At 43.9% G+C, this 21143-nt stretch carries 18 protein-coding genes; 9 read left to right on the top strand and 9 right to left on the bottom strand.

From position 1 onward, the window contains the following. Positions 1 to 170 precede the first annotated feature (170 nt). Together AC6R05_RS12520 and AC6R05_RS12515 are read left to right on the top strand one after the other, a co-directional pair. A complete protein-coding gene (locus AC6R05_RS12520; RefSeq protein WP_500647547.1) occupies positions 171 to 1394 on the top strand; it encodes an aromatic amino acid transport family protein in 1224 nt (407 codons plus the stop codon). A gap of 147 nt (positions 1395 to 1541) precedes the next feature. Further along, positions 1542 to 2969 carry a methyl-accepting chemotaxis protein gene (locus tag AC6R05_RS12515; protein WP_500647546.1) on the top strand — a complete coding sequence of 476 codons (1428 nt, stop codon included), beginning with the start codon at positions 1542 to 1544 and terminating at the stop codon, positions 2967 to 2969. A gap of 73 nt (positions 2970 to 3042) precedes the next feature. On the opposite strand, the gene AC6R05_RS12510 is transcribed toward AC6R05_RS12515, so the two are convergent. Continuing rightward, a complete protein-coding gene (locus tag AC6R05_RS12510; protein ID WP_500647545.1) occupies positions 3043 to 6117 on the bottom strand; it encodes an efflux RND transporter permease subunit in 3075 nt (1024 codons plus the stop codon). Positions 6118 to 6129: 12 nt separating this feature from the next. Beyond that, positions 6130 to 7227, bottom strand: coding sequence for an efflux RND transporter periplasmic adaptor subunit (locus AC6R05_RS12505; RefSeq protein WP_500647544.1), 1098 nt, complete (start codon positions 7225 to 7227; stop codon positions 6130 to 6132). Positions 7228 to 7416: 189 nt separating this feature from the next. Between AC6R05_RS12505 and AC6R05_RS12500 the strand changes: the two genes are divergently transcribed. Further along, a complete protein-coding gene (locus AC6R05_RS12500) occupies positions 7417 to 7626 on the top strand; it encodes a hypothetical protein (RefSeq protein WP_500647543.1) in 210 nt (69 codons plus the stop codon). Here the strand turns inward: AC6R05_RS12500 and AC6R05_RS12495 are convergent. Beyond that, positions 7571 to 8296: an HAD-IA family hydrolase gene (locus AC6R05_RS12495; RefSeq protein ID WP_150896488.1), complete on the bottom strand. Its 726-nt coding sequence runs from the start codon at positions 8294 to 8296 to the stop codon at positions 7571 to 7573. The two genes, AC6R05_RS12500 and AC6R05_RS12495, sit on opposite strands and share 56 nt — an antisense overlap. 385 nt (positions 8297 to 8681) lie before the next feature. Beyond that, on the bottom strand, positions 8682 to 9176 hold the full coding sequence (locus tag AC6R05_RS12490) for a hypothetical protein (protein WP_500647542.1): 495 nt from the start codon (positions 9174 to 9176) through the stop codon (positions 8682 to 8684). Between the two features lie 250 nt (positions 9177 to 9426). Here AC6R05_RS12490 and AC6R05_RS12485 point away from each other — a divergent pair, with 250 nt between their 5' ends. The 4 genes from AC6R05_RS12485 to AC6R05_RS12470 all read left to right on the top strand — a co-directional run bounded on the left by AC6R05_RS12485 (position 9427) and on the right by AC6R05_RS12470 (position 15447). Then, positions 9427 to 9906 carry a CreA family protein gene (locus tag AC6R05_RS12485; protein WP_500647541.1) on the top strand — a complete coding sequence of 160 codons (480 nt, stop codon included), beginning with the start codon at positions 9427 to 9429 and terminating at the stop codon, positions 9904 to 9906. Between the two features lie 129 nt (positions 9907 to 10035). Then, positions 10036 to 11340, top strand: a complete 1305-nt coding sequence (locus AC6R05_RS12480; protein WP_500647540.1) for an inosine/guanosine kinase — start codon at positions 10036 to 10038, stop codon at positions 11338 to 11340. A gap of 257 nt (positions 11341 to 11597) precedes the next feature. Beyond that, a complete protein-coding gene (locus AC6R05_RS12475) occupies positions 11598 to 13346 on the top strand; it encodes a formate--tetrahydrofolate ligase (protein WP_500647539.1) in 1749 nt (582 codons plus the stop codon). Positions 13347 to 13542: 196 nt separating this feature from the next. Then, positions 13543 to 15447: a GGDEF domain-containing protein gene (locus tag AC6R05_RS12470; RefSeq protein WP_500647538.1), complete on the top strand. Its 1905-nt coding sequence runs from the start codon at positions 13543 to 13545 to the stop codon at positions 15445 to 15447. 115 nt (positions 15448 to 15562) lie between these two features. Here AC6R05_RS12470 and AC6R05_RS12465 read toward each other — a convergent pair whose 3' ends face one another. Next, entirely contained in the window at positions 15563 to 16168 is a 606-nt protein-coding gene (locus AC6R05_RS12465) for a beta-phosphoglucomutase family hydrolase (RefSeq protein WP_500647537.1), read from the bottom strand. Between the two features lie 86 nt (positions 16169 to 16254). On the opposite strand from AC6R05_RS12465, the gene arfB reads away from it, so the two are divergent. After that, positions 16255 to 16665 (top strand): alternative ribosome rescue aminoacyl-tRNA hydrolase ArfB, encoded by a 411-nt coding sequence (gene arfB / locus AC6R05_RS12460; RefSeq protein WP_150869726.1) that lies wholly within the window; start codon positions 16255 to 16257, stop codon positions 16663 to 16665. A 27-nt stretch (positions 16666 to 16692) separates the two neighbouring features. On the opposite strand, the gene AC6R05_RS12455 is transcribed toward arfB, so the two are convergent. Next, positions 16693 to 17022 (bottom strand): helix-turn-helix transcriptional regulator, encoded by a 330-nt coding sequence (locus AC6R05_RS12455; RefSeq protein WP_152470634.1) that lies wholly within the window; start codon positions 17020 to 17022, stop codon positions 16693 to 16695. 277 nt (positions 17023 to 17299) lie between these two features. Between AC6R05_RS12455 and AC6R05_RS12450 the strand changes: the two genes are divergently transcribed. Next, on the top strand, positions 17300 to 17533 hold the full coding sequence (locus AC6R05_RS12450) for a hypothetical protein (protein ID WP_500647536.1): 234 nt from the start codon (positions 17300 to 17302) through the stop codon (positions 17531 to 17533). On the opposite strand, the gene AC6R05_RS12445 is transcribed toward AC6R05_RS12450, so the two are convergent. The 3 genes from AC6R05_RS12445 to AC6R05_RS12435 all read right to left on the bottom strand — a co-directional run bounded on the left by AC6R05_RS12445 (position 17513) and on the right by AC6R05_RS12435 (position 21048). Further along, complete coding sequence (locus tag AC6R05_RS12445) at positions 17513 to 18610, bottom strand: S1 family peptidase (protein ID WP_500647535.1); 1098 nt, start codon at positions 18608 to 18610, stop codon at positions 17513 to 17515. The two genes, AC6R05_RS12450 and AC6R05_RS12445, sit on opposite strands and share 21 nt — an antisense overlap. Before the next feature lie 213 nt (positions 18611 to 18823). Then, entirely contained in the window at positions 18824 to 19957 is a 1134-nt protein-coding gene (gcvT, locus tag AC6R05_RS12440; protein ID WP_500647534.1) for a glycine cleavage system aminomethyltransferase GcvT, read from the bottom strand. A 467-nt stretch (positions 19958 to 20424) separates the two neighbouring features. Further along, positions 20425 to 21048 carry a helix-turn-helix domain-containing protein gene (locus AC6R05_RS12435; RefSeq protein WP_032552608.1) on the bottom strand — a complete coding sequence of 208 codons (624 nt, stop codon included), beginning with the start codon at positions 21046 to 21048 and terminating at the stop codon, positions 20425 to 20427. Positions 21049 to 21143 lie beyond the last annotated feature (95 nt).

The following is a 21143-nucleotide window of genomic DNA, read 5'->3' as shown; positions in this document are numbered from 1 at the left end:
AACCCAAGTGTATATATTATTTTACAGTGGATATAAAAAATTACATTTAACCTTGCATTCATTATAAAACTCCCACAAAATGCAGCCAATCCAATATTATTACTGGCTATGGGCGACTAACTCAGTACATAAGCCAAGTAAAAATCACATAACGTAAAGAATTATATACAATGACTAAATCAAAGGTTTTCGGTAGTACTTTGATCATCGCAGGCACCACTATTGGTGCAGGCATGCTCGCCCTTCCTCTAGCTTCTGCTGGTATCGGATTTTCAACCTCACTTGTTTTAATGCTCGGCCTGTGGGCACTAATGGCATTCACGGCTCTTCTTATGGTTGAACTACACCAGTTTGCGGACTCAGATGCGACGCTTCACACCTTGGCGCATAACATTCTTGGTAATAAAGGGAAATGGATTGCAAGCTTTGCAGTGATGTTCCTGTTCTATGCATTGTGCGCCGCGTACATTGCTGGCGGTGGCGCTCAGTTTAACCAACGTGTGATGCAGTTAACTGGACTAGAGATCAGTAGTCAATTGACTACACTGCTGTTCACTATCATCGTTGCGACGGTTGTAACGATTGGTACTCACAGTGTAGATAAGGTTAATCGCGTCCTATTTGGCTTGAAGTTAGTTGCTATGGTGTTAGTACTTAGCTTTCTTGCGCCAAACGTAACCTCTCAATACTTACTGAGCATGCCGCTACAGCAAGGTCTGATTGTTGCAGCAATTCCTGTTGTATTCACATCATTCGGCTTTCACGGCAGCATCCCTTCTATCGTTCGCTACCTAGATGGTGACGTACGCTCACTGCGTAAGGTCATGATTGTGGGTTCGGCACTGCCTCTTATTATTTACGTGTTTTGGCAGAGTGTAACGCTAGGTGTTGTTAGCCAAGAGCAACTTCTGAATGATTCAAGCTTGGGTGCGCTGTTGGTATCACTTTCTCAAAAAGTACAGCAATCCAATTTAAGCATGATCGTTGGTGTCTTTGCTGACTTAGCACTTTTAACATCTTTCATTGGCGTAAGCTTAGGTCTGTTTGAGTTTATGGGAGACTCTCTAAACGACAAACTGGGCCAAGGTAAACGTATCAAAACGGCGTTAGTAACTTTTGTTCCACCACTGGGTTTTGCGCTTTTCTACCCTCAAGGCTTCATTATGGCGCTAGGATACGCAGCAATTGCCCTAGCAGTGCTTGCAATCCTTTTACCTACAGTAATGGTCTACAAAGTGCGCTTTAATCAACAACCATCAACTCAAGACTCAAGCGCCACGGCTTACCAAGTAGCAGGCGGCAAGTTGGCACTAATCACTGCAGGTACAGTGGGTATGATCATCATCGCGATTCAAATTATGATTTCAGGTGGTTTGTTGCCTTCACTCGGCTAAATTGATTAATTTATCAAAAGTGATTGATCTGGGTCGCAATTATAGAAATTGATTATCATTTAATTTCATAAACAGTCGACCCAGATCACATATTTATTGCGTGCGGTTATTTAAAGTCCTCGTTAAAGGAATTATCGTGGAGTTATCATGAAAGAAGTACAGTTTCGAACGATAGACAAACTGTTTATTAAAATGTCGATCAACGACAAGATGTGGGTTATTTTCCTCATCTTCTTAGTTGCCCTTGGCAGTCTATCAACGAACACCTACCTCAATCAGCTCAGTCAAATTGAACAAAATGCAAAGACTTCAGCTGAACAACAACTCAAGGGTATGTTGTCTGTTTCTGACTCCCCAGAGTCAACACTGTTAAGCCGTTCTTCAAGAGCGACTTCAACAGACACATCAATCAACAGTAACGGCTCTGTAACGGCTACCCAACAGGGTAAAGACGGCCAATACTACTCTCTTACTCTACCTGCAACCGATGTTGCCGATCAGAAGCAAAGCGCACTGAATACCTTCTTACTCAGTTTTTTATGGTGTGTTCCTTTTGGCATTTTCTGCTACTGGGTGGCAACCTTTATTGGTGGCGCACTTTGGGTACTTTACTCAACGACAGAAAAGATTGGTGATGGCGACTTGAGCTCTCGTCTTGGTTTCCACCCAGGTCGTGATGAATTCGGTACAATCGGTTGTGCACTAGACCGCTCTATGGACACCTTGAGCGAGCTTGTGAATAACGTCAATGAAAGTGCAGCGACGCTAAGTGAAACCTCTTCTTCGTTCGAAGCAGAAGCAAAGCGCAGTGAAACTCAAATTAGCAGCCAACACGCTTCTCTTGATTCTGTTGCAACGGCAATGGATGAGATGACTGCTTCCGCAAACGAAGTGTCAAACATCGCAGCACGTTCAACCGAGCAAACAGAAAATGACGCTCAAGCAATTAACCAAAGCCACGGTAAAGTTCAGCAAGCTATCGCAGAGATCACTACCCTGTCATCATTGATTGAGCAGGCTTCATCTTCTGTAACGAGCCTTAACGTTAATACAAGCCAAATCAATGAGGTGATCACCACTATCAATGCCATTTCAGAGCAAACTAACCTACTCGCTCTGAACGCAGCTATTGAAGCCGCACGTGCAGGTGAACAAGGCCGTGGTTTTGCAGTTGTTGCCGATGAAGTTCGTACACTTGCGAGCCGCACTCAGTCAGCAACGGTAGAAATCCAAGCGATGATTGAGCGTCTACAACAAGAGAGCCAGAATATTGCGAAGATCACTGAGCAAACTGTTGACCAAGCACAAACAAGTAGCCAGTTGATTTCTAATATCGGTGACGATGTAAACTCAATCTCAGATTCGGCTCGTGCCCTAATGGATATGAGCGCACAAATCGCCTCTTCTGCCGATGAGCAAAGCAACGTAGCAAACAGCATTGCGGCTGAATTGAATGACATCCGTAGCCAATCAGATGTCATCAAGGAAGTTGCTCAAAACACCTCTAATGGCGTTTCGAATCTAACTCGTGCTTCTATTTCACTATCTAAAACTTTAGCGAAATACCGCACTTAGGGCTTGGCTTTGATTCGCAGCTAAAAAACCAAAGAAGGACTCCTCGGAGTCCTTCTTTTTGTTTACCATCTCGTTAAGCTGAAGCAAGCTTCTCTTCTTGTTCTGCCGGTTCTCTAAAGAACAAACTGTACAGCACTGGCACAACTCCAAGTGTTAATACCGTCCCGACGATCATACCGAAGATCATCACAATCGACATTGAGTACCAGAATTCACCGCCCGAGAGTGCTAGAGGCACTAGCCCAAGAATCGTGGTTAGTGTTGTCATCACAATTGGTCTCAGACGCGTCATACATGCTGATATGATTGCACTTCGTACTCCCTCACCCAATTTACGGTTCTGTTCAATACAGTCGATGAGTACGATGCCATTATTGATGATAATACCTGCCAAGCTGAAGATACCGAGCATCGCTGGGAACGTGAAATACGCCCCTGTAATTAACAAACCAGAGACTGCTCCAATCAAAGAGAGTGGGATCGTGAGCAAGATGATCAATGGTCTACGAATCGAATTAAACTGAAGTAGCAGCAGTAGAATCATCACAGCGAAGCATTGAGGAAGATAACCAAACAACGCGCCATTTGCTTTGCTCGCACCTTTAAGCTCGCCTCCCAATGCGATTCTATAGCCCGGAGGTAACTCAATTCTGTCGAGCGTCGGTTTCATCAGCTTGTTGAGTTCGCTGGCTTGTAGGCTCTCATGCTTAACACTGATAGTGACCGTGCGTTCTAGATCAAAGCGACGAATCACCGCTGGCTCGCTGATAGCAACAATTGAAGCAAACTGTACCAAAGGCAGTGCTTGGCCATTAGTTGATGACACTATTTGCGTCGTGAACAACTTTTCAAGCGTCTTTTCAGCTTCCGCCGCACCAACAATTACTGGGATCACATCTTCGTCATTTCTAAAACTGGTCACCTCTTTTCCACGAAGATAACTGTCAAGACTGGTTGCTATATCTCGGCTGCTCACGCCAGCGCGAATAGCTTGAGCCTGGTCTATGTCTAAGATTAGCTTTGGAACATTGTTCTCCCAATCGTTAGCAACACCGACGGCACCTGGTATTTGGCGCAGCGCTAGTTCAATCTTCTTAGCAACGCTCTGTATCACATCGATATCTTTACCAACGACTTGATACTCAACCAATCCGAGTTCACTGCCACCCAGCCACATACGCTTAGCCTGTCCACTCGCTTCAGGAAGCTGCTCCATGATGAATTGATTCGTTTTCTGCACCATATCCAGCGCTGCAGTGTAGTCTGTAGTATTCACCACCATAAATATGCGGTTTGGTGCCCGATCAACCGGAGATAAGGCAAGGAAGAAACGTGGACCACCATCGCCAACATAACGCACCATATTCACAACATCTGGGTTCTGCTTCTTATCAAGCAGCCACTCTTCTAAACGTTTCGATACTCTATCTGACTCTTCCACCTTGGTACCTGCAGGTAAGTCAACAAACACCAGATACTGATTCCGCTCAGAGCCCGGCATGAATTGGACTGTGACGTAACGAAAGCTATAAATCGAGACCGCAAATATCGCGATCACCACGGCCAGAGTACTCAGGCGAAAGTTGAGAATAGCATTAACAAATCGACGATAAGCCAATTGAAACTTGGATAGCTCTGGCTCTTTATCCTCTTCTTCACAATCTTGATTCTTTGGCTTGATAAACCAAACACACAAAGCTGGAGTTGCAAACAAACACAAGAACCATGAAGACAATAATGCGATGGTGATTACTTGCGACAGGGAACGCAGGTACTCTCCAGTCACATCTTGCGCCAGTAGCAACGGCATAAACGCCAAAATCGTCGTTAATGAAGAAGTTAGAAGTGGTACCGCCATCGCTTTTGAAGCTGAAATGGCTGCGTCTACACGCGCTACACCATAAGATACTTTACTCTGGATGAACTCAGCCATCACAATGCCGTTATCCACCAGCAAACCAAGAGAGATAATGATGGCGGCAATCGACATTCTTTGTAGTTCAACACCCCATATCGACATACCGATAACCGTAAGCAGGATGGTTAATGGGACAATGCTGCCGATAATCAGACCCATTCTTAGGCCTAAAAACGCCATCACCACAGCCAATACTACTGCGACAGTTTGCATTAAGTTCGTGGTCGCAGAACTGACTGCCGCGTTAACTTTGTCGGGCTGGAAAGTCGCTAAATCTAAAGTCATACCAACAGGTAAATCTTTCTCTACCTGAGCGATAAACTCTTTTACTTTTATGCCAAATGCATCACTTTGACTGCCTGAAGCCATTGCAGCTGCGATGATAACCGCTTTTTTCCCGTTGAAATATACTGGCGTATTAAATGGGTCTTCATAACCAACTTCAACGTCTGCTAAGTCTCGTAAATAGACGGTATTTCCAGATTCTCGTTCATTGAGATCCAGCTCTAAGATCTCTTCTACCGAATTAAAATTACCTGTTGGCTCTATCTCAACCTGCATGGTGTCGGTTTCGATCACACCACCAGGAAGTACCACATTACGCGCTTGTAGTGCCGATACGATCTGCCTGAACTGGAACTTTTCATTAGTTAACGCACCGTGTTTGGCATTAACCCAAATTCGCTCTTCATTGACCCCATAAAGCTCTACTTGAGAAACAGTTTGAACACTGCTTAATCTATCTTGGATCGCCTCTGCTGTTTTTCGCAGCTCGTGATGATCGAAGCCATCACCAGACAACGCGATGGTCGCAGAGTAAACCTGCCCGAACTCATCATTGACCATGGGGCCAATTGTGCCGTCTGGTAAGCTTCCCTTCATATTGTCCATGCGATTTCGGAGCGTGTCCCATATCGGTTGGAGGTTGAAGTATTTGTCATGCACCGTCACTGTGATCTGAGCAACGCCTGTTCGCGACCAAGACTTTATCTCGCTCACTTCTGGAATCTGCTTAATTTCACGCTCTAAAGGCTTTGTTATGAACTTCTCGATGCGGTCTGGCGACATACCTGGAAACTGCGCCACTACCACAGCGCTGCGAATCAAAATTTCAGGGTCTTCTTTACTTGGCGCATTTTTAAATGTGCTGATACCGAGCACAAATAACATCACTAAAAAGACTTGAGTAAACCGATTATGCTTAAGCGCGAGTTCAGTAATTTTGTACATACTGCTCTCTCCTTACAGGCCTTGCCAAAGGGTCACTTGCTGCCCTTCATATAGATAGGGGATCCCTGCTGTAACAATCTTTTCACCCTCTGATAAGTTATTGAGCACAACTACCTGAGCATTGATATTACGTTTGGTTTTGACGTATCGCTTCTCAAGAGTGTTTGTTACCGGATCAACAACGTAGATAGCGGCATCGTCGCCGTTTAGGTCTGGACTGCGATCGTTAAAATCAAACGCTTCTAAAGGCAGTAACACCACGTTTTGGCTCTCGCTCCCAATTGATAACTCCACATCCGCCGACATCCCATTTCTTAATGCCGCGTTAGTATCATTAAGTTGAAGCGTTACCGAATATGCATTTCCACGCTCAACGACAGCACCAATTTCAGAGACGATTCCAACAAGCTGTGCGTCATTTAGTGCCGAAATATTTACGTGCGCCGTATCACCGTAAGTGACTTCTTTGATCAAAGATTCTGGAACCAAGAAATCCACTTCATAAGCAAAGTCATTCACTAACTCCATGAGCTGCTGACCTGCGCTGATCTTGGTAAACTCATCCACCTTGACTTGGCTAATTTGGCCAGAAAATGGGGCGTAAAGCTTTGCTCGTTTAAGGTTAAGTTCCGCATTCGATAAATCGGTCTGTGCAAGGTTCTCTTGCTGCTGTTTGGCATCGAGGTCAGCACGAATAGCGATCAGCTCAGATTCAGAGACAAAGCCTTTAAGGTTAAGTTTTGCAGATCGCTCGTACTTATCTTCCGCTTGCAGTTTAGCTACACGAGTTGCACCTAACGAAGCTTGAGCTTTACGCACAGCCAAGAGCAGGTCGCTTGTCTCTAACTGGGCCAGAACTTGTCCTTTTTCAACACGCTGCCCTTTCGAAACTAAAAGCTGACTAACCGTTCCATTGACTTTGAAACTCAATGGTGAAGTTTGAGCACTGCGTACAATACCGCTCAGTTGACGAGTTTGAGTATGAGATTGAAATACAGCGGTAGTGAATTTCACGCTGCGAATAGACGGACTTTGTTTTTCAGTCGTGTCAGAATTTTGAGGGCCACATCCTGTCAACAGAAGGGCAATAAAGAAAATGATAACTTTCACATTAGAATCCAGTTTATGGTACTGCATTCCAGTATAGCAAACTGTATAGTGGTTATCTAATGTAATATCAGTAGCATGAGCTCAGTCGCAATTGAACAAAACTTAAATAAGAAACCTGTTTAAAAATTGGGCTTGGAGGTACTCTAATAGAGCGAAGTTATCGCTTTTGACTTGCTGCAGGTGACCATAATGAATAAAACAGACGCACCAACCGACGACATCACATGCCCGCTTTGCCAACATGATGAATATCTGCTTTCAAACTGTGGAGAGAAATTTACTTGTGCTGCTTGTGGGTTCCATACTAAACAATTTACAAAAATAGTCCGGCTCCAACCCAATACTACCCCACCAAGGCACCAGAGTACGGTGTATCAATTGAGTAATGCTTGCCACTAAGCCAAGCAGATATCTCTTCAAGACTATAGATATCAATAGCGCCTGACTCTTCGGAGTCAGCTTTTGGTGTTCTGACTAGGGTACTAGGTAGATTAGGCCTTAAACGGAAAGATTGAATACCAGCACGTACCCCAGCTTCAATACCTTTAATCGTATCGTCGACGTAGATACACTCATTAGGTAAGAATCCCATGTTCATTGCGGTGTACATGATCAAATCAGGCTCTGGTTTCCAACTGTTGGCATCGAACGCCGAAAAGATTTTACCTTTAAAGTCGTCAAGCATCCCCGTCATAGCCAAAGAGGATTCAACTCGCTCTTTTGGCGCATTTGAAGCAATACAGAACTCAACCCCTTGGCTCTTAAGAAACTGTATCAACTCAATAGCACCGTTCATTGGCTTTAAGAAACGCTGAAAAAGCGCTTCAAGCTCTGTGCGATATAGAGGCTCTAATGTGTCGATAGAGATTGAGAGCCCTAGGCGTTGCTGTGTATCCATTAAGATATCAGCCAGCTTGCCACCCTGAAAATGTGCGTAACAATCTTCAAGTGATAAAGAGACATTGAACTGCTCGAAAACGTTAACCAACGCTTGGCAACACAGTTTCTCGCTGTCTATCAATGTTCCATCACAATCAAATATCACACATTTTGTTTGCTCTAATCTCATCGTTGCACCACTTACCTAAAGTTCGACTTTCATCCTATAGGCATATAGTTTTATCAGGCATGACTGATGTAGCATTTTGTTCAAAACCACTTAATTAACTTCGCGAAATATGCGACAGATCACCTTAATAACCCTATTTATAAATTACTTACAGGAATTATCACCCTAAGCTTGTTAAAACTGAGTCTTATTGGATTAGTTTGTCGATAATTTAAACACCATGACATGACATTAATGTGAAGCAAAGCCAATGGTGTATCAGTGAATTAGTACAAACATTTATCTATTATGAGGCTGTGACAGAGGATAGTTGAGATTTGCCAGATAAGTAGTAGAGCTCTAATGCGTGCTAGCTAAAGTGGGAGCGCCGCCCCCACTCTTTCTATCAGCTTTCCACCCAAAGTTTCGTATTTGAAGTGATAGAGCGACCTAGTAAAGACACCAGTTGTTGAGCAAAGCCGATTGTGTCCTGCCCTGCTTGGTTAACGATATCCGAAATTAGTACGTCATCGCCCTCTACAGTAACAATTGCACTTGCTACAACATCAGGGCCAGAGGTTCCAATATAAAGTTGGTGCTCATCAGACAAGATAATTTGACTCAAGAACTCAAGGATATGAGTTTTATCGAATTCACTTTCATAGACACTGGCTTGATTGAGCGAAAACAGGACGGTGAGCTTATGAAAATCGACTTTATGAATTTCTTCGATATCGGAGGGAGCTTGATTTGAAGGAAGCAGTTGATAGCTTTTCTTGACTAGGTTGGCTTGATAAACATCTCGACCAAGCAAACTCTCTTTTGCAGGATAAGCGACATCAACTTGGCTTGCTAACCACACATTCTTTTTTAGCGCAATTTCAGGTATTTCATTATTCATTCTTTTACTACCTACTTTTAGTATCCCCAAATATCACAATTATTTGGAAGGCACACGGTCGCCTTAGGCGCCGAGCTACAAGCAGAGAGCATACAGAGCATCGTAACTACCAACAAGTACTTTAAATGCTTCATAAATTAAGGTTCTCCCAATACTGCCTTTTCGAATAGAGCGAAAAGCTCTACACTCGTATTCAAGCTTTCAATACTCCTTATAGTAATTAGAACTCTATAAATTAAAAGGACTTCTTATGAAAAAAGCCCTAATCGCATTAGGTATTATGACCATGTTGGCTGGTTGTTCAGATAACGAAGTGGGTGACGTATCACTTGGCTTCTTCACTTTGAAAGATATTAAGATCTCTCATCTCGACGATGAAAAGATCCCAGGCGTCACCTGCCACATCGCTTCTATCGAGGCTGACTTCTCTCTCGCAGACCCAAGTGACAGTTCGATCTCTTGTCGTCAAACCGGTGACATTACGCCCGAGATGATTGCAAAAATCGATAAGAGCGCCTCAGGTGAGGTGGTCTTCAAGCAATCAAAGAGCATTTTCTTTAAAACAATGAAGGTAAGACGCATCTACGACGCCGAAAACCAAACCTTGCTGTACCTCTCTTACACAACCAAAGAGACCGAAGGTAGTTTCAAGCATAGCCTTTCGACTGTTCCACTATGGGGTACTAAAGCTTATATTGACCCAGCAACACTGACTGAGCAGCAAAAATAAGCCATTGGTTTAGTTTTGTTCACTCACCTGTACATACAATGTGCAGGTGAGTTCAAATGTAATAAAAATGAAAGAAATTACAAAAATCTGTGATATCATGCGGCAAAATTTTCTCACTGTAATTTTCTTATGAAATTTCCTGGACAGCGCAAATCTAAGCACTACTTCCCTACACACGCCCGTGATCCACTCATCAACCAGATGAAGGAAACACCAAAACTGTTTCGCCCAATTATTGTTGGTGTTGGTCAGACAATTGTAGATATTGAAGCTCGTGTTTCAGATGAGTTCCTGGCTAAATACGATCTGAGTAAAGGTCACTCTCTAGTTCTAGAAGAGAGCAAAGCTGATGCCCTATACGAAGAGCTCGTAGAAAGCGGCCTAATCACGCACCAATATCCAGGTGATACCATTGGTAACACTCTGCACAACTATTCTGTGTTAGCAGACAGCAAATCAGTACTTTTAGGTGTTATGTCGCGTAATATCGAAGTTGGCTCATTTGCGTACCGTTACCTATGCCGTACCTCTTCACGTATGAACCTCAACCACCTACAAACTGTAGAAGGCTCTATCGGTCGTTGTTACACCCTTATTTCCGATGATGGCGAGCGTACATTTGCGATCAACGAAGGTGAAATGAACAACCTACGTCCTGATAGCATTCCTGAAGATGTATTTGAAAAGGCTTCTGCACTGGTTGTTTCTTCATACCTAATGCGTGGTAAACCAGAAGATCCAATGCCAAAAGCAGTCGCTCGCGCTATCGAGATTGCTAAAGAAAACAATGTGCCAGTAGTACTAACGCTAGGCACTAAATGGGTAATCGAAGGCAACGCTAAATGGTGGCAAGATTACATTAAAGAGAATATCTCTATCGTTGCTATGAATGAAGAGGAAGGCCAAGCATTAACTGGCGAGAAAGATCCTCTGCTTGCTGCTGGAAAGGCACTGGAGTGGGTAGACTTAGTTCTATGTACCGCAGGTCCTGTCGGCCTATACATGGCTGGTTACACGGACGAAACAGCAAAACGTGAAACTGAACTGCCGCTTCTTCCGGGTAACATCCCAGAATTTAACAAGTACGAATTCAGTCGTGCAATGCGTAAAGATGACTGTAATAACCCTGTTAAGGTGTACTCTCACATTGGGCCTTACCTTGGTGGTCCACTAGAGATTAAGAACACCAATGGCGCGGGTGACGCAGCACTGTCTGCACTACTTCATGATATGGCAGCAAACAGTCACCACCACATGAATGTGCCAAACTCATCTAAACACGATCAGCCTTACATGACTTACTCATCATTGTCACAGATCTGTAAGTACGCAAACCGTGTAAGCTACGAAGTTCTAACGCAGCACTCTCCTCGTCTTGGTCGTGCTCTTCCTGAACGTGAAGACAGCCTTGAAGAAGCATACTGGGATCGTTAATCATAAGAACTGACGTTTTCTAACAAGGGTTGCATTATGCAACCCTTTTTATTTCAAGCTAATCAATTGCACAAAATTATGTAAATTTCCGTGATGACTTGGCATCGCGAGATTTGATCTCGCGCAATGACCTGATAAATCTGTTATCTTCCAGCACATAATTCGTGTGGTTAGCCTTTACATGGTCGATTTATACAGTATTATCGCCACGCAAACGTTTTCGTACCACCTTATCGGTTTCAACATAAGGATTTAATATGCTGTCTGATATTGAAATTTGCCGCTCTGCTTCACTTAAAAACATCAGTGATATTGCTCTCGGTGCAGGCTTAACCACTGACGAATTCCAACCTCTCGGATTACATAAAGCAAAAGTCTCTCTAGAAAGTCTAAAGCGTCTCGGAGATAAACCAAAAGGTAAACTGGTCCTTGTTACAGCGATTACACCAACGCCACTCGGTGAAGGGAAAACCGTGACGACAATCGGTTTGAGCCAAGGCTTAGCAGCAATCAATCAGTCAGCAATGGCTTGTATTCGTCAACCTTCAATGGGTCCTGTATTTGGTGTCAAAGGCGGTGCTGCCGGCGGTGGTTATTCTCAGGTAGCCCCAATGGAACAATTGAACCTACACCTAACTGGAGATATTCACTCTGTCACCGCGGCCCATAACCTTGCATCGGCAGCGATCGACGCTCGTTTGTATCATGAACAGCGAGAAGGAGCGGAGGCCTTTGAGCAACGCTCTGGTTTGAAAGCGCTCAATATTGACCCTAAGCGCATTGTTTGGCGACGAGTTCTCGATCATAACGATCGAGCACTACGTATGATTACCGTAGGTCGTAACGAAGAAGGTAAAACCATTAATGGCTTTGAACGTGAAGACGGCTTCGATATTTCAGCAGCTTCGGAGCTTATGGCAATTCTCGCGCTCGCTGAGGACTTACAAGACCTACGTAAACGTATCGGACGCATTGTATTAGCTTACAATCAAAACGGTGAGCCGCTGACGGCTGAAGACTTCCAAGTCGCTGGAGCGATGACTGTAACCATGAAGGATGCTATAGAACCAACATTGATGCAGACGTTAGAAGGCGTCCCTATCCTGATTCACGCAGGCCCTTTTGCCAACATTGCTCACGGAAACTCGTCGATCATTGCAGACAATATCGCACTGAGACTTACCGATTACGTCGTGACTGAAGGCGGTTTTGGCTCTGATATGGGTTTCGAGAAGGCGTGCAATATCAAAGCTCCTGCAGCCAAACAGTCACCCGACTGCGCAGTGGTTGTAGCAACGCTTAGAGGCTTAAAAGCTAATTCGGGTCTATACGACTTAAGGCCAGGCACTCCTCTCCCAGACTCGATCTTCCATGACGACACACATGCTCTTATCGCGGGCTTTGAAAACCTTAAATGGCATATCAATAACGTTAAGAAATATGGCGTGCCTGTTGTGGTTGCCATTAACCGATTCCCACAAGACTCAACACAAGAGCTTGAGCAACTTACCTCATTAATTGGTGAATACGACGACACTGTTTCGGTCGCAGTCAGTGAAGCCTTTGGTAAAGGTGGAGAAGGAGCAGTTGACTTAGCCAAGGCTGTCGTCGCCGCTTGTAAAACTCCGGTACAATTCAAGCCTCTCTACACGACAGAACATTCACTCGAAGAGAAATTAATGGCTGTGGCAGAAGTTGGCTATGGTGCATCAAGTTTAACTTTGTCTGACAAAGCTAAATCGCAACTGGCAGAGTTTAAAAAACATGGTTTTGACCACCTTTCGGTATGCCTAGCTAAAACGCCATTGTCTATTTCAACGGAAGCACACGTAAAAGGCGCTCCAACTCAGTTTGATGTTCCTGTGAGAGAACTCAAGCTGTGCGCAGGGGCAGGATTTGTCTATGCACTATGTGGGAATGTCATGACCATGCCTGGACTCCCAGACAAGCCTGCGTTTATGTCACTAGACATTAATGAAGATGGTGAAATTACTGGTTTAAGTTAGCATTTATAGATGCTTTGAACAGCAAATCGCAGGTTATCGTCACAGTGAATGTAAGACAAGCTGCGATTTGCATACAAAAGCAACAAATTGCACACACACCTCTCAACTGGGAGATTTACCTAGTCAGTTCTGGGTAAAGATCACATTAATAACCCCACTAAATCTATAGTATTGCGCTGATTCTTTGGGGATTGTAATGAAAGTAAGCATAAAAAAACTCGCAGGCCAATTTCTCTGTACTGTCCTAGCCCTAGGAATAGTTCCCGCGCTATACATAAACTCCGAATTTGACCGTATAAAAGCGCAATACGACACGAATATAAAACAGGCCAGCCAAAATCAAATCGAATACAGTTTTCACGAACTGGGTTTAATCATACGTGAAGTTTCCAACACCATTCCAACCATTGCTGAATCAACGACACTCAAACGAGCCATACAATCACCTTCAAACGACAACATCCACGCTCTACAAGATTTGTGGCTGATGCTGGCCAATGGTCAAAAGTACTACTCGCAACTTCGTTACCTAGATCTTAAGGGTGATGAAAGAATACGTATCAATTATCAAGATGGTGAGGCGCGAGTTGTCCCTGATAGTCAACTGCAAAACAAGGCGTCCCGTGACTACTTCGCCACATTACAACAACTTAAAGTTGGCGAGATTGCCTCCTTTGGTATCGACCTAGAGTATGAAAACGGTGAGCCAGTGACTCCCCTGCTTCCTGCCCTACGTATCATGACACCCGTCGCAGCAGATGACAGCATCGTTGGCTACTTCATTGTTAACCTGAACATGGTCGAGATTTACGACCGACTTCATTACACCTTTGGCTCATCACTGGCACAACCGATCCTGATTAATGGCTCAGGTCATATATTGATGTCTCCGGAACCAGACCAAGCCTTTGGTCACCTCATCGATGCCCGTGCCGATAATACCTACGCAGTGACTCATCCAGAGCTATGGAACGAAATTCTACAGCAGCGCAGTGGCAGCTACTTTGATGGTACAGATTGGTATTTTTACGCGGATATCAGCCCTAATATTGAACAACTGGAAGGTCCTGTTCATATGGTGTTGCACGTTGATAACCAACAACTTAGTGCGCAATACCAGCAAGAATACACAGCAATCATTATTCAGATTGTGACTCTCTCTATACTCATCTCAATCGTATCTGGTGTTTTCGTCGCATGGAATGTTAACCACAAGAAGAACAGCATCGAGAGTCAACTCGCCAAGGCGGCGATGAACGGAATGTCGGCCTTGGTTATCACGGATCGTAACAATCGTATTGTTAAAGTTAATCGTGAGTTCACCCGCGCGAGTGGCTATACGCTTGAAGAGGTTAAAGGCAAGCAACCTTCGATATTCGCTTCTGGTAAAAACAACCAAGAGTTCTACATGCGCATGTGGGCGATCATCAATGAGCGTGGCATGTGGGAAGGCGAAGTGATAAACCGTCGTAAAGACGGCTCCCTGATTACAGAAATCCTAAGAATTCAAACGATCAAAGATTCAAACAACGTGATTCAGTTCTATGTTGCATCGTTCGTTGATATCAGTAAGCGCAAAGAGCTTGAAAACAAACTGCGTAACTTAAGTGAGAAAGACGCGCTTGCTGGCTGTTGGAATCGTCGTAAGTTTGATGAAGAGCTACGTGATGAGTGTAACCGTGTCGCTCGTTACCCTGAGTTTGAACAGTCTTGCCTAGCAATTGTCGACATCGACCACTTCAAACGCATCAATGATCAGTTTGGACACGACTATGGCGACAAGGTGATTCAGGTGGTGGCTGGTGTGTTGCAAAGAGAGTGTCGTGAGACCGACTTTGTTGCGCGTATTGGTGGAGAAGAGTTTGGCATTGTCCTACCCCATACCAAACCAAACGAAGCCTACTGTGTGCTTAATCGCCTGAGAGTTGCAATATCGCTCGAGCTGGATGATCAAGTCACAGTCAGTGGCGGCGTAACCAACGTAACACATGACTCCAAACTCAGCTACAAATGTGCAGACTTAGCCCTCTATGAAGCAAAAGCAAACGGAAGAAACAACATCTGCTTGTTCTTGGATAGTGAAATGGAGCAAATCGCTTAACACATACATGACTAGATATAATTATGGCTCTTACTTTTACTCTCCGCTTTAGAGAGTAGAAGTAAGAGCCATTTTCGTTTATGAATACCGCTTAGTTCATCCCACCATAGCCGTATTAATCCGGCCTTGGACAAAACATCAACTGCTTACCTTCAACTACCATGATGCAATCCATATTCGCTGCATGAGCAGCCTGTTTTCCCAAATCTGTATCTTCAAACACAACGCACTGCTCCGGTGATAGCCCCATCCCTTTGCACGCATCCAAAAACGTATCAGGGTTTGGTTTATGACGCTCCACATCAGTCGCTGTAACCAAGCTATCTAACTTTGGCAAAATATCGGTTTTAGCAAGTAAGGTTTCTGCACTTTTACGTTGACTACCCGTACCTACCGCAAGTCGTTTTCCTCCATAATGCTCTAACAGTAAATCATGGGTACAAGAGATCACATCACCTTTATTTTCAATATTGGCAAAGGCATCCATCTTGAACGCTGATACTGCTTTCGGATCCAAGCTCAAACCATATTTTGCGTTTACTTCACCCGCTATTTTGTAGCTCGGCATGCCACCTAGGCTATGTAGCCAAGATGCTTCAAATTCAAAACCAAAGTGATTGGCTGTCTGCTGCCATGCTTGGATATGCGCTGGCATGGTATCAATGAGAGTACCGTCCATATCGAAAATTAAGCCGTCATACTTGGTTAGATCAATCGTCATCGCTTTGTCACTCTAAAATAAAACTACTGATACCATAACCAATTACGAGTATCATGAGCCAACATTTTTTATGTTTATCAATGGTTATGTTACAAATATCGAATAACGTCTCTATTCAATCTTGGGAGATTCAACTTACCGCTATTCGCGCCCAAGGTGCAGGCGGGCAAAATGTGAACAAGGTGTCTAGCGCAATCCACCTTCGCTTTGATGTCAAGCACTCTACCCTGCCTGACTTTTACAAAGAGAGGCTACTGGCTTTGAAAGACAGCCGTGTTACCTCTGAGGGTGTCATCATCATTAAAGCCCAACAGTTTAGAACACAGGAGCAGAACAAAGAGGATGCCCTCAATAGGCTTAAAGCTTTGATCCTTGATGCAACAAAGGTAACAAAGACAAGACGTGCAACCAAACCAACTAAAGCTTCTCAGAAAAGACGTTTAGAAAAGAAAAAACAGCGCAGTAATACCAAGCAACTACGTGGTCGAGTGAGTTAACCAACATTTAACTCATTTGTACCCGGCTTAGCTCTCAAGTTTACCCCCTCTAGTCAAAGATAAGATCAACTTGATCAACAGCTTTCTTTGCTCATCAGTTAACAGCCGAGAAACAGCAGCCACATCATCAACCGTTGTTTGAGCAGCTTCTAACGTATCCATTACCACATCTAAATCTGATATCGCGAGTGAACGCGTCAGAGAGCGATATTGCGACATTTTAATGTCGGCTTCGCCCCTTTCAATACGCTGATATGTTTTCAAACTCATCCCAGCCATCGACGCGAGTTTCTCTTGTGAAAGGTTGGCTCGTTTTCTTCGTTCAATAATTGCCAACACAATAGGTTCATTTGACATATTCTCGGCCCTCAAAAGACACTTATGTCCTATTTTCAGCAAAAAGCAGACCAAATTGGGCGTAAACTATTTACATAAACGCTCAGTAGCATATGATGCACCGCCTAAAAAACGTTATATTTCAAATAACTTGTGTTAGTTTATAAATTTAGCGCAATTAATAACCAAACTTAAACCACTCTTGGGAAGAGCAAATAAATTGCAAAATGCAAATACTAGCGATGCAAAAAACGACATTGCCAATCGCTTCAAAATTATATTTCCCTGTATTAAACAGTTGCTAGACACACGAAACCCAGTCGCCGAAATCACCACAGTTCAATTTAGGCTACTGACTTATAAGGAGTTATTACTTCACAGCCACAGCTTAACCAAAGCAGAAGTGGACAAAGGCTTTAATTCATTGACACCAGAAGAGAAAAAGATCGCTCAGTTAGGTGTGTTACACATAAACCAAGCGATCTTAGAGATTGATGAGTTGTTAGCAGGGTTAACGACGCGAACCTTGTAAGACCCGAGTAGAGCGAGTTCTTCTTAAGCCCAATGCAAGAAGGACTCCAAGCCAAAGAGTGGACAGTGCCCCTCCGTCTTCACTTGAACTAGTAACAGACTGAATGTTTCCGTGCTGATTTAAATAAGCGGTGCGCTGTGAATCGCTTGATGTTGCTTTTGGCGTTTCAGTTCCGTTCAATACACTATTGATCCATAAGCGATAGTCGTAAATCTCCGTGAATACTGAAGTCGCTCCAGCATTAGGATCACCACACTGACTTGGACCAAAGCTGGTTATCCCAACTTGAACATAATCCGATCCATCTTTCCAATAAACTGGCCCACCAGAATCACCTTGGCAAGTACCGCCACGCAATCTCGTTATAGAACTGAAATCACCATTAAAGCAGATTTGGTTGTCGGTTAGCGCGCTACCATTCGTAAACACATTTCGACACACAGAGTTTGTAATCAAATTAAGGTCAACTCTCTGAAGCCTTGTTGTGGCATCAAAGCCTGAGACCGTGTCACCATGCCCCACTGCAACAAACTCCGGAGTGCCAAACTGGTTGCGATATACTTCACTGCTCGGACGCTTAACAATGTCATTGACCGTATCGATATTCATCGCACTGGCCAGTTTGAGAATAGCAACATCATTCTCTAACAAGCTGGACAAACTGTTATTGTAATCATTACGATAGTACACCTCAGTGACACGGTAACGTTGAATATTCCCAAATGGGTAGTCGTTAACGTTTTCAAGTTGCGGAACCACTGTCGTGAACAACTGAGCAACATCACTTCCGTAGATACAGTGCGCAGCCGTCATTACATGGTTCGCGTCCAAAATAGTCGCACCACAATATGGGTTACTCGAATAGAAATTATCGTATTCTAGGCTGTCGATAAAAAGACTGGCTATGGATGGGAAATCTGACGTTGAGGCGTTGGTGCCGTTGACGATATAAGGTGAGATCTCTGCGCTTGCATCAGACGCGATGCCTGTTCCTGTGGTATCTGCACACACTGCAAAACTTCCAATCAAAGGAAGTGCTCCAGCCCACATCCACTTCTTCGATAGTGTGCTCTTCATTACCGCTCTCCTACACCTTCAGGATACTTTTATTGACTAATCTTCAGTATAGCGGCTCAAATTATAAAATATTAACTAATCTATTGATCAAATGTGACTCATACCCAAGATGATCAATAAGTTATAGAAAAAGCAAAACCCCTTACCATCCGCCATATGAATAGCAGTTGATAAGGGGAATGCGAAAAACAATCGGTTAAAAAATATTAACGATTAGCCACGGTAGTAACGTTGAGGTACAAACGGCATTTTCTCTACTGTCATTGCCAGCTTCTTACCACGCACTTCCGCAAAGACTTCTGTACCAATTGCAGCAAGATCTGTACGTACATAGGCCATTGAAACAGGCTTACCTGCATTAGGGCCAGCAGTACCACTTGTTACCACACCGATTTTGTTGCCTTCGGCATCAAACAGCTCTGCGCCTTCACGCACTGGTGCTTTAGTTTGCCCAACAAGACCAACACGCTTACGTTGAACGTCTTTGGTTGCGATTTGGTCTAGAATGATGTCTGCACCTGGGAAACCACCAGCACGTTCACCGTCAGTGCGACGAACTTTCTGGATTCCCCACAGTAGGCTTGCTTCTACCGGTGTCGTTGTTGTGTCTAAATCATGACCATATAGACATAGACCACACTCTAGGCGGAGTGAGTCACGAGCACCAAGACCAATCCACTCTACTTCAGCTTCTGCAGTTAGCTTACGAGCAAGTGCATCAGCGTGGTCGTTTGGTACAGAGATTTCGTAACCGTCTTCACCCGTGTAACCACTGCGGCTTACAATGCACTCAACACCGTCGATGTCTACTTTTTGCACGTCCATAAATAGCATCTCAGCTACGCTTGGTTGGAAGCGAGCAAGAACTTCTGAAGCCTTAGGACCTTGCAATGCAAGCAGAGCACGATCGTCGATCACTTCAAGCTCTACATCGCTTGGAAGGTGTGCTGTCAGGTGGTCGATATCCTGTGTTTTACAAGCAGCATTTACCACAACAAATAGGTGGTCGCCTAGGTTAGCTACCATCAAGTCATCCATGATACCGCCCTGCTCATTAGTAAAGAACGCATAACGTTGCTTACCAGAAGGTAGGTCGATGATGTCTACTGGAACTAGAGTTTCTAGAGCCGCTGCTGCATTTTCACCGTGAAGACGCAATTGGCCCATGTGAGAAACATCAAACAGACCTGCTGCATCACGTGTGTGTAAGTGCTCTTTCTTAACGCCTAGTGGGTATTGAACTGGCATATCGTAGCCAGCGAAAGGAACCATCTTTGCACCAACTTCTACGTGCAGTGCATGCAGAGGTGTTTTTAACAGGTCTTGAGTTGCTTGTTCTTGAGTCATTTTATTCTCCATGAAGCGTTGCAGGTATCCAACATCGACGCTGCCGCTTATATCTCTTTGTAGAGTTGCTCTCTATCTAGTAGTAAAGATGAGAACAGTAAGAAAGTAGGAGGTGGCGGTATGGCCTCTATCTGTTGTCTTTCTATATAAGAAGAGTGCTCTATATAGAAAACCTAAAAAGATAGCGAAATGGACAAATTAGGTCACCTTCCAAGAATTCACTTCAGTAAACATCAATCAACATGAGTAAACCGTGTTCACTATAGTAAACAAGCCTGAATCAGTTTTACACCCTTAACAAGATCAAAACAGTCCAAAATGTGACATTTAACAATTTTAAAACAAATATTGCGGACACAAAAAAGCGTGATATTGATGCTTTTACCATCTATATCACGCTAATTAAAAGACGTTCACCACAAAAGCAAACGTTTGCTTTCACTATAAGAAATTTAAAAACTTTACATTTATTTTGCAGTCACCCACAGAATCAGAGCATCTTCTGTACTGGTAGAGATCAGCATATGGCCCATATTCGCATCATAGTACATGCTGTCTCCTTCACTCATTGGGATAGGTTCATAGAACTCTGAATAAAACATGATGTCGCCTGAGATCACCATCAGAAACTCTTCCCCATCATGGCGTACCCAATCGTTATACTCTTCAAACGCTCTTGCTCTTACTCGGCTCTTAAATGGCATCATCTTTTTGTTAGATAATTCCGTAGCCAGAAGCTCATGTTCATAGGTTGGAGTTGGATGCGGTTTACCTTGCCCAGCCTTGGTTAAATCACGACGACCAGTAGCAACTTTTTTTCTAGGTGGTTCAAAGAGTTGCGGCATGTCTATCTGCAAACCCATCGCTAGCTTTTGCATTGCTTGGAAGGTAGGAGATATCTGCTCGTTTTCAATTTTACTGAGCGTAGAACGCGCAAGGCCTGTTCTTTGGCTCGCTTCTTCTAGTGTGATACCCAATTTGCTACGGATATCTTTAATGCGCTGCCCTAATCTTAGCGGCTCAATATTTTGGTCTGGCGTCTCTTTCGCCAGTGTCAAAGATGGGTACTCATCATAGATGTCTTCTGACATAGGTCCCTCGTTTTATTTCTGCATCCTGTCTATGGAATTCATTGTTGCACGAAGCGCTTTGTTGATTAAAGACCACGCAAGAAAATAAAGCGTGC

This window comes from Vibrio sp. R11-SG3-ISO9, assembly GCF_059834255.1.
Note: the sequence above shows the minus strand (reverse complement) of the source record. Positions and strands in the feature narration are given on the sequence as shown.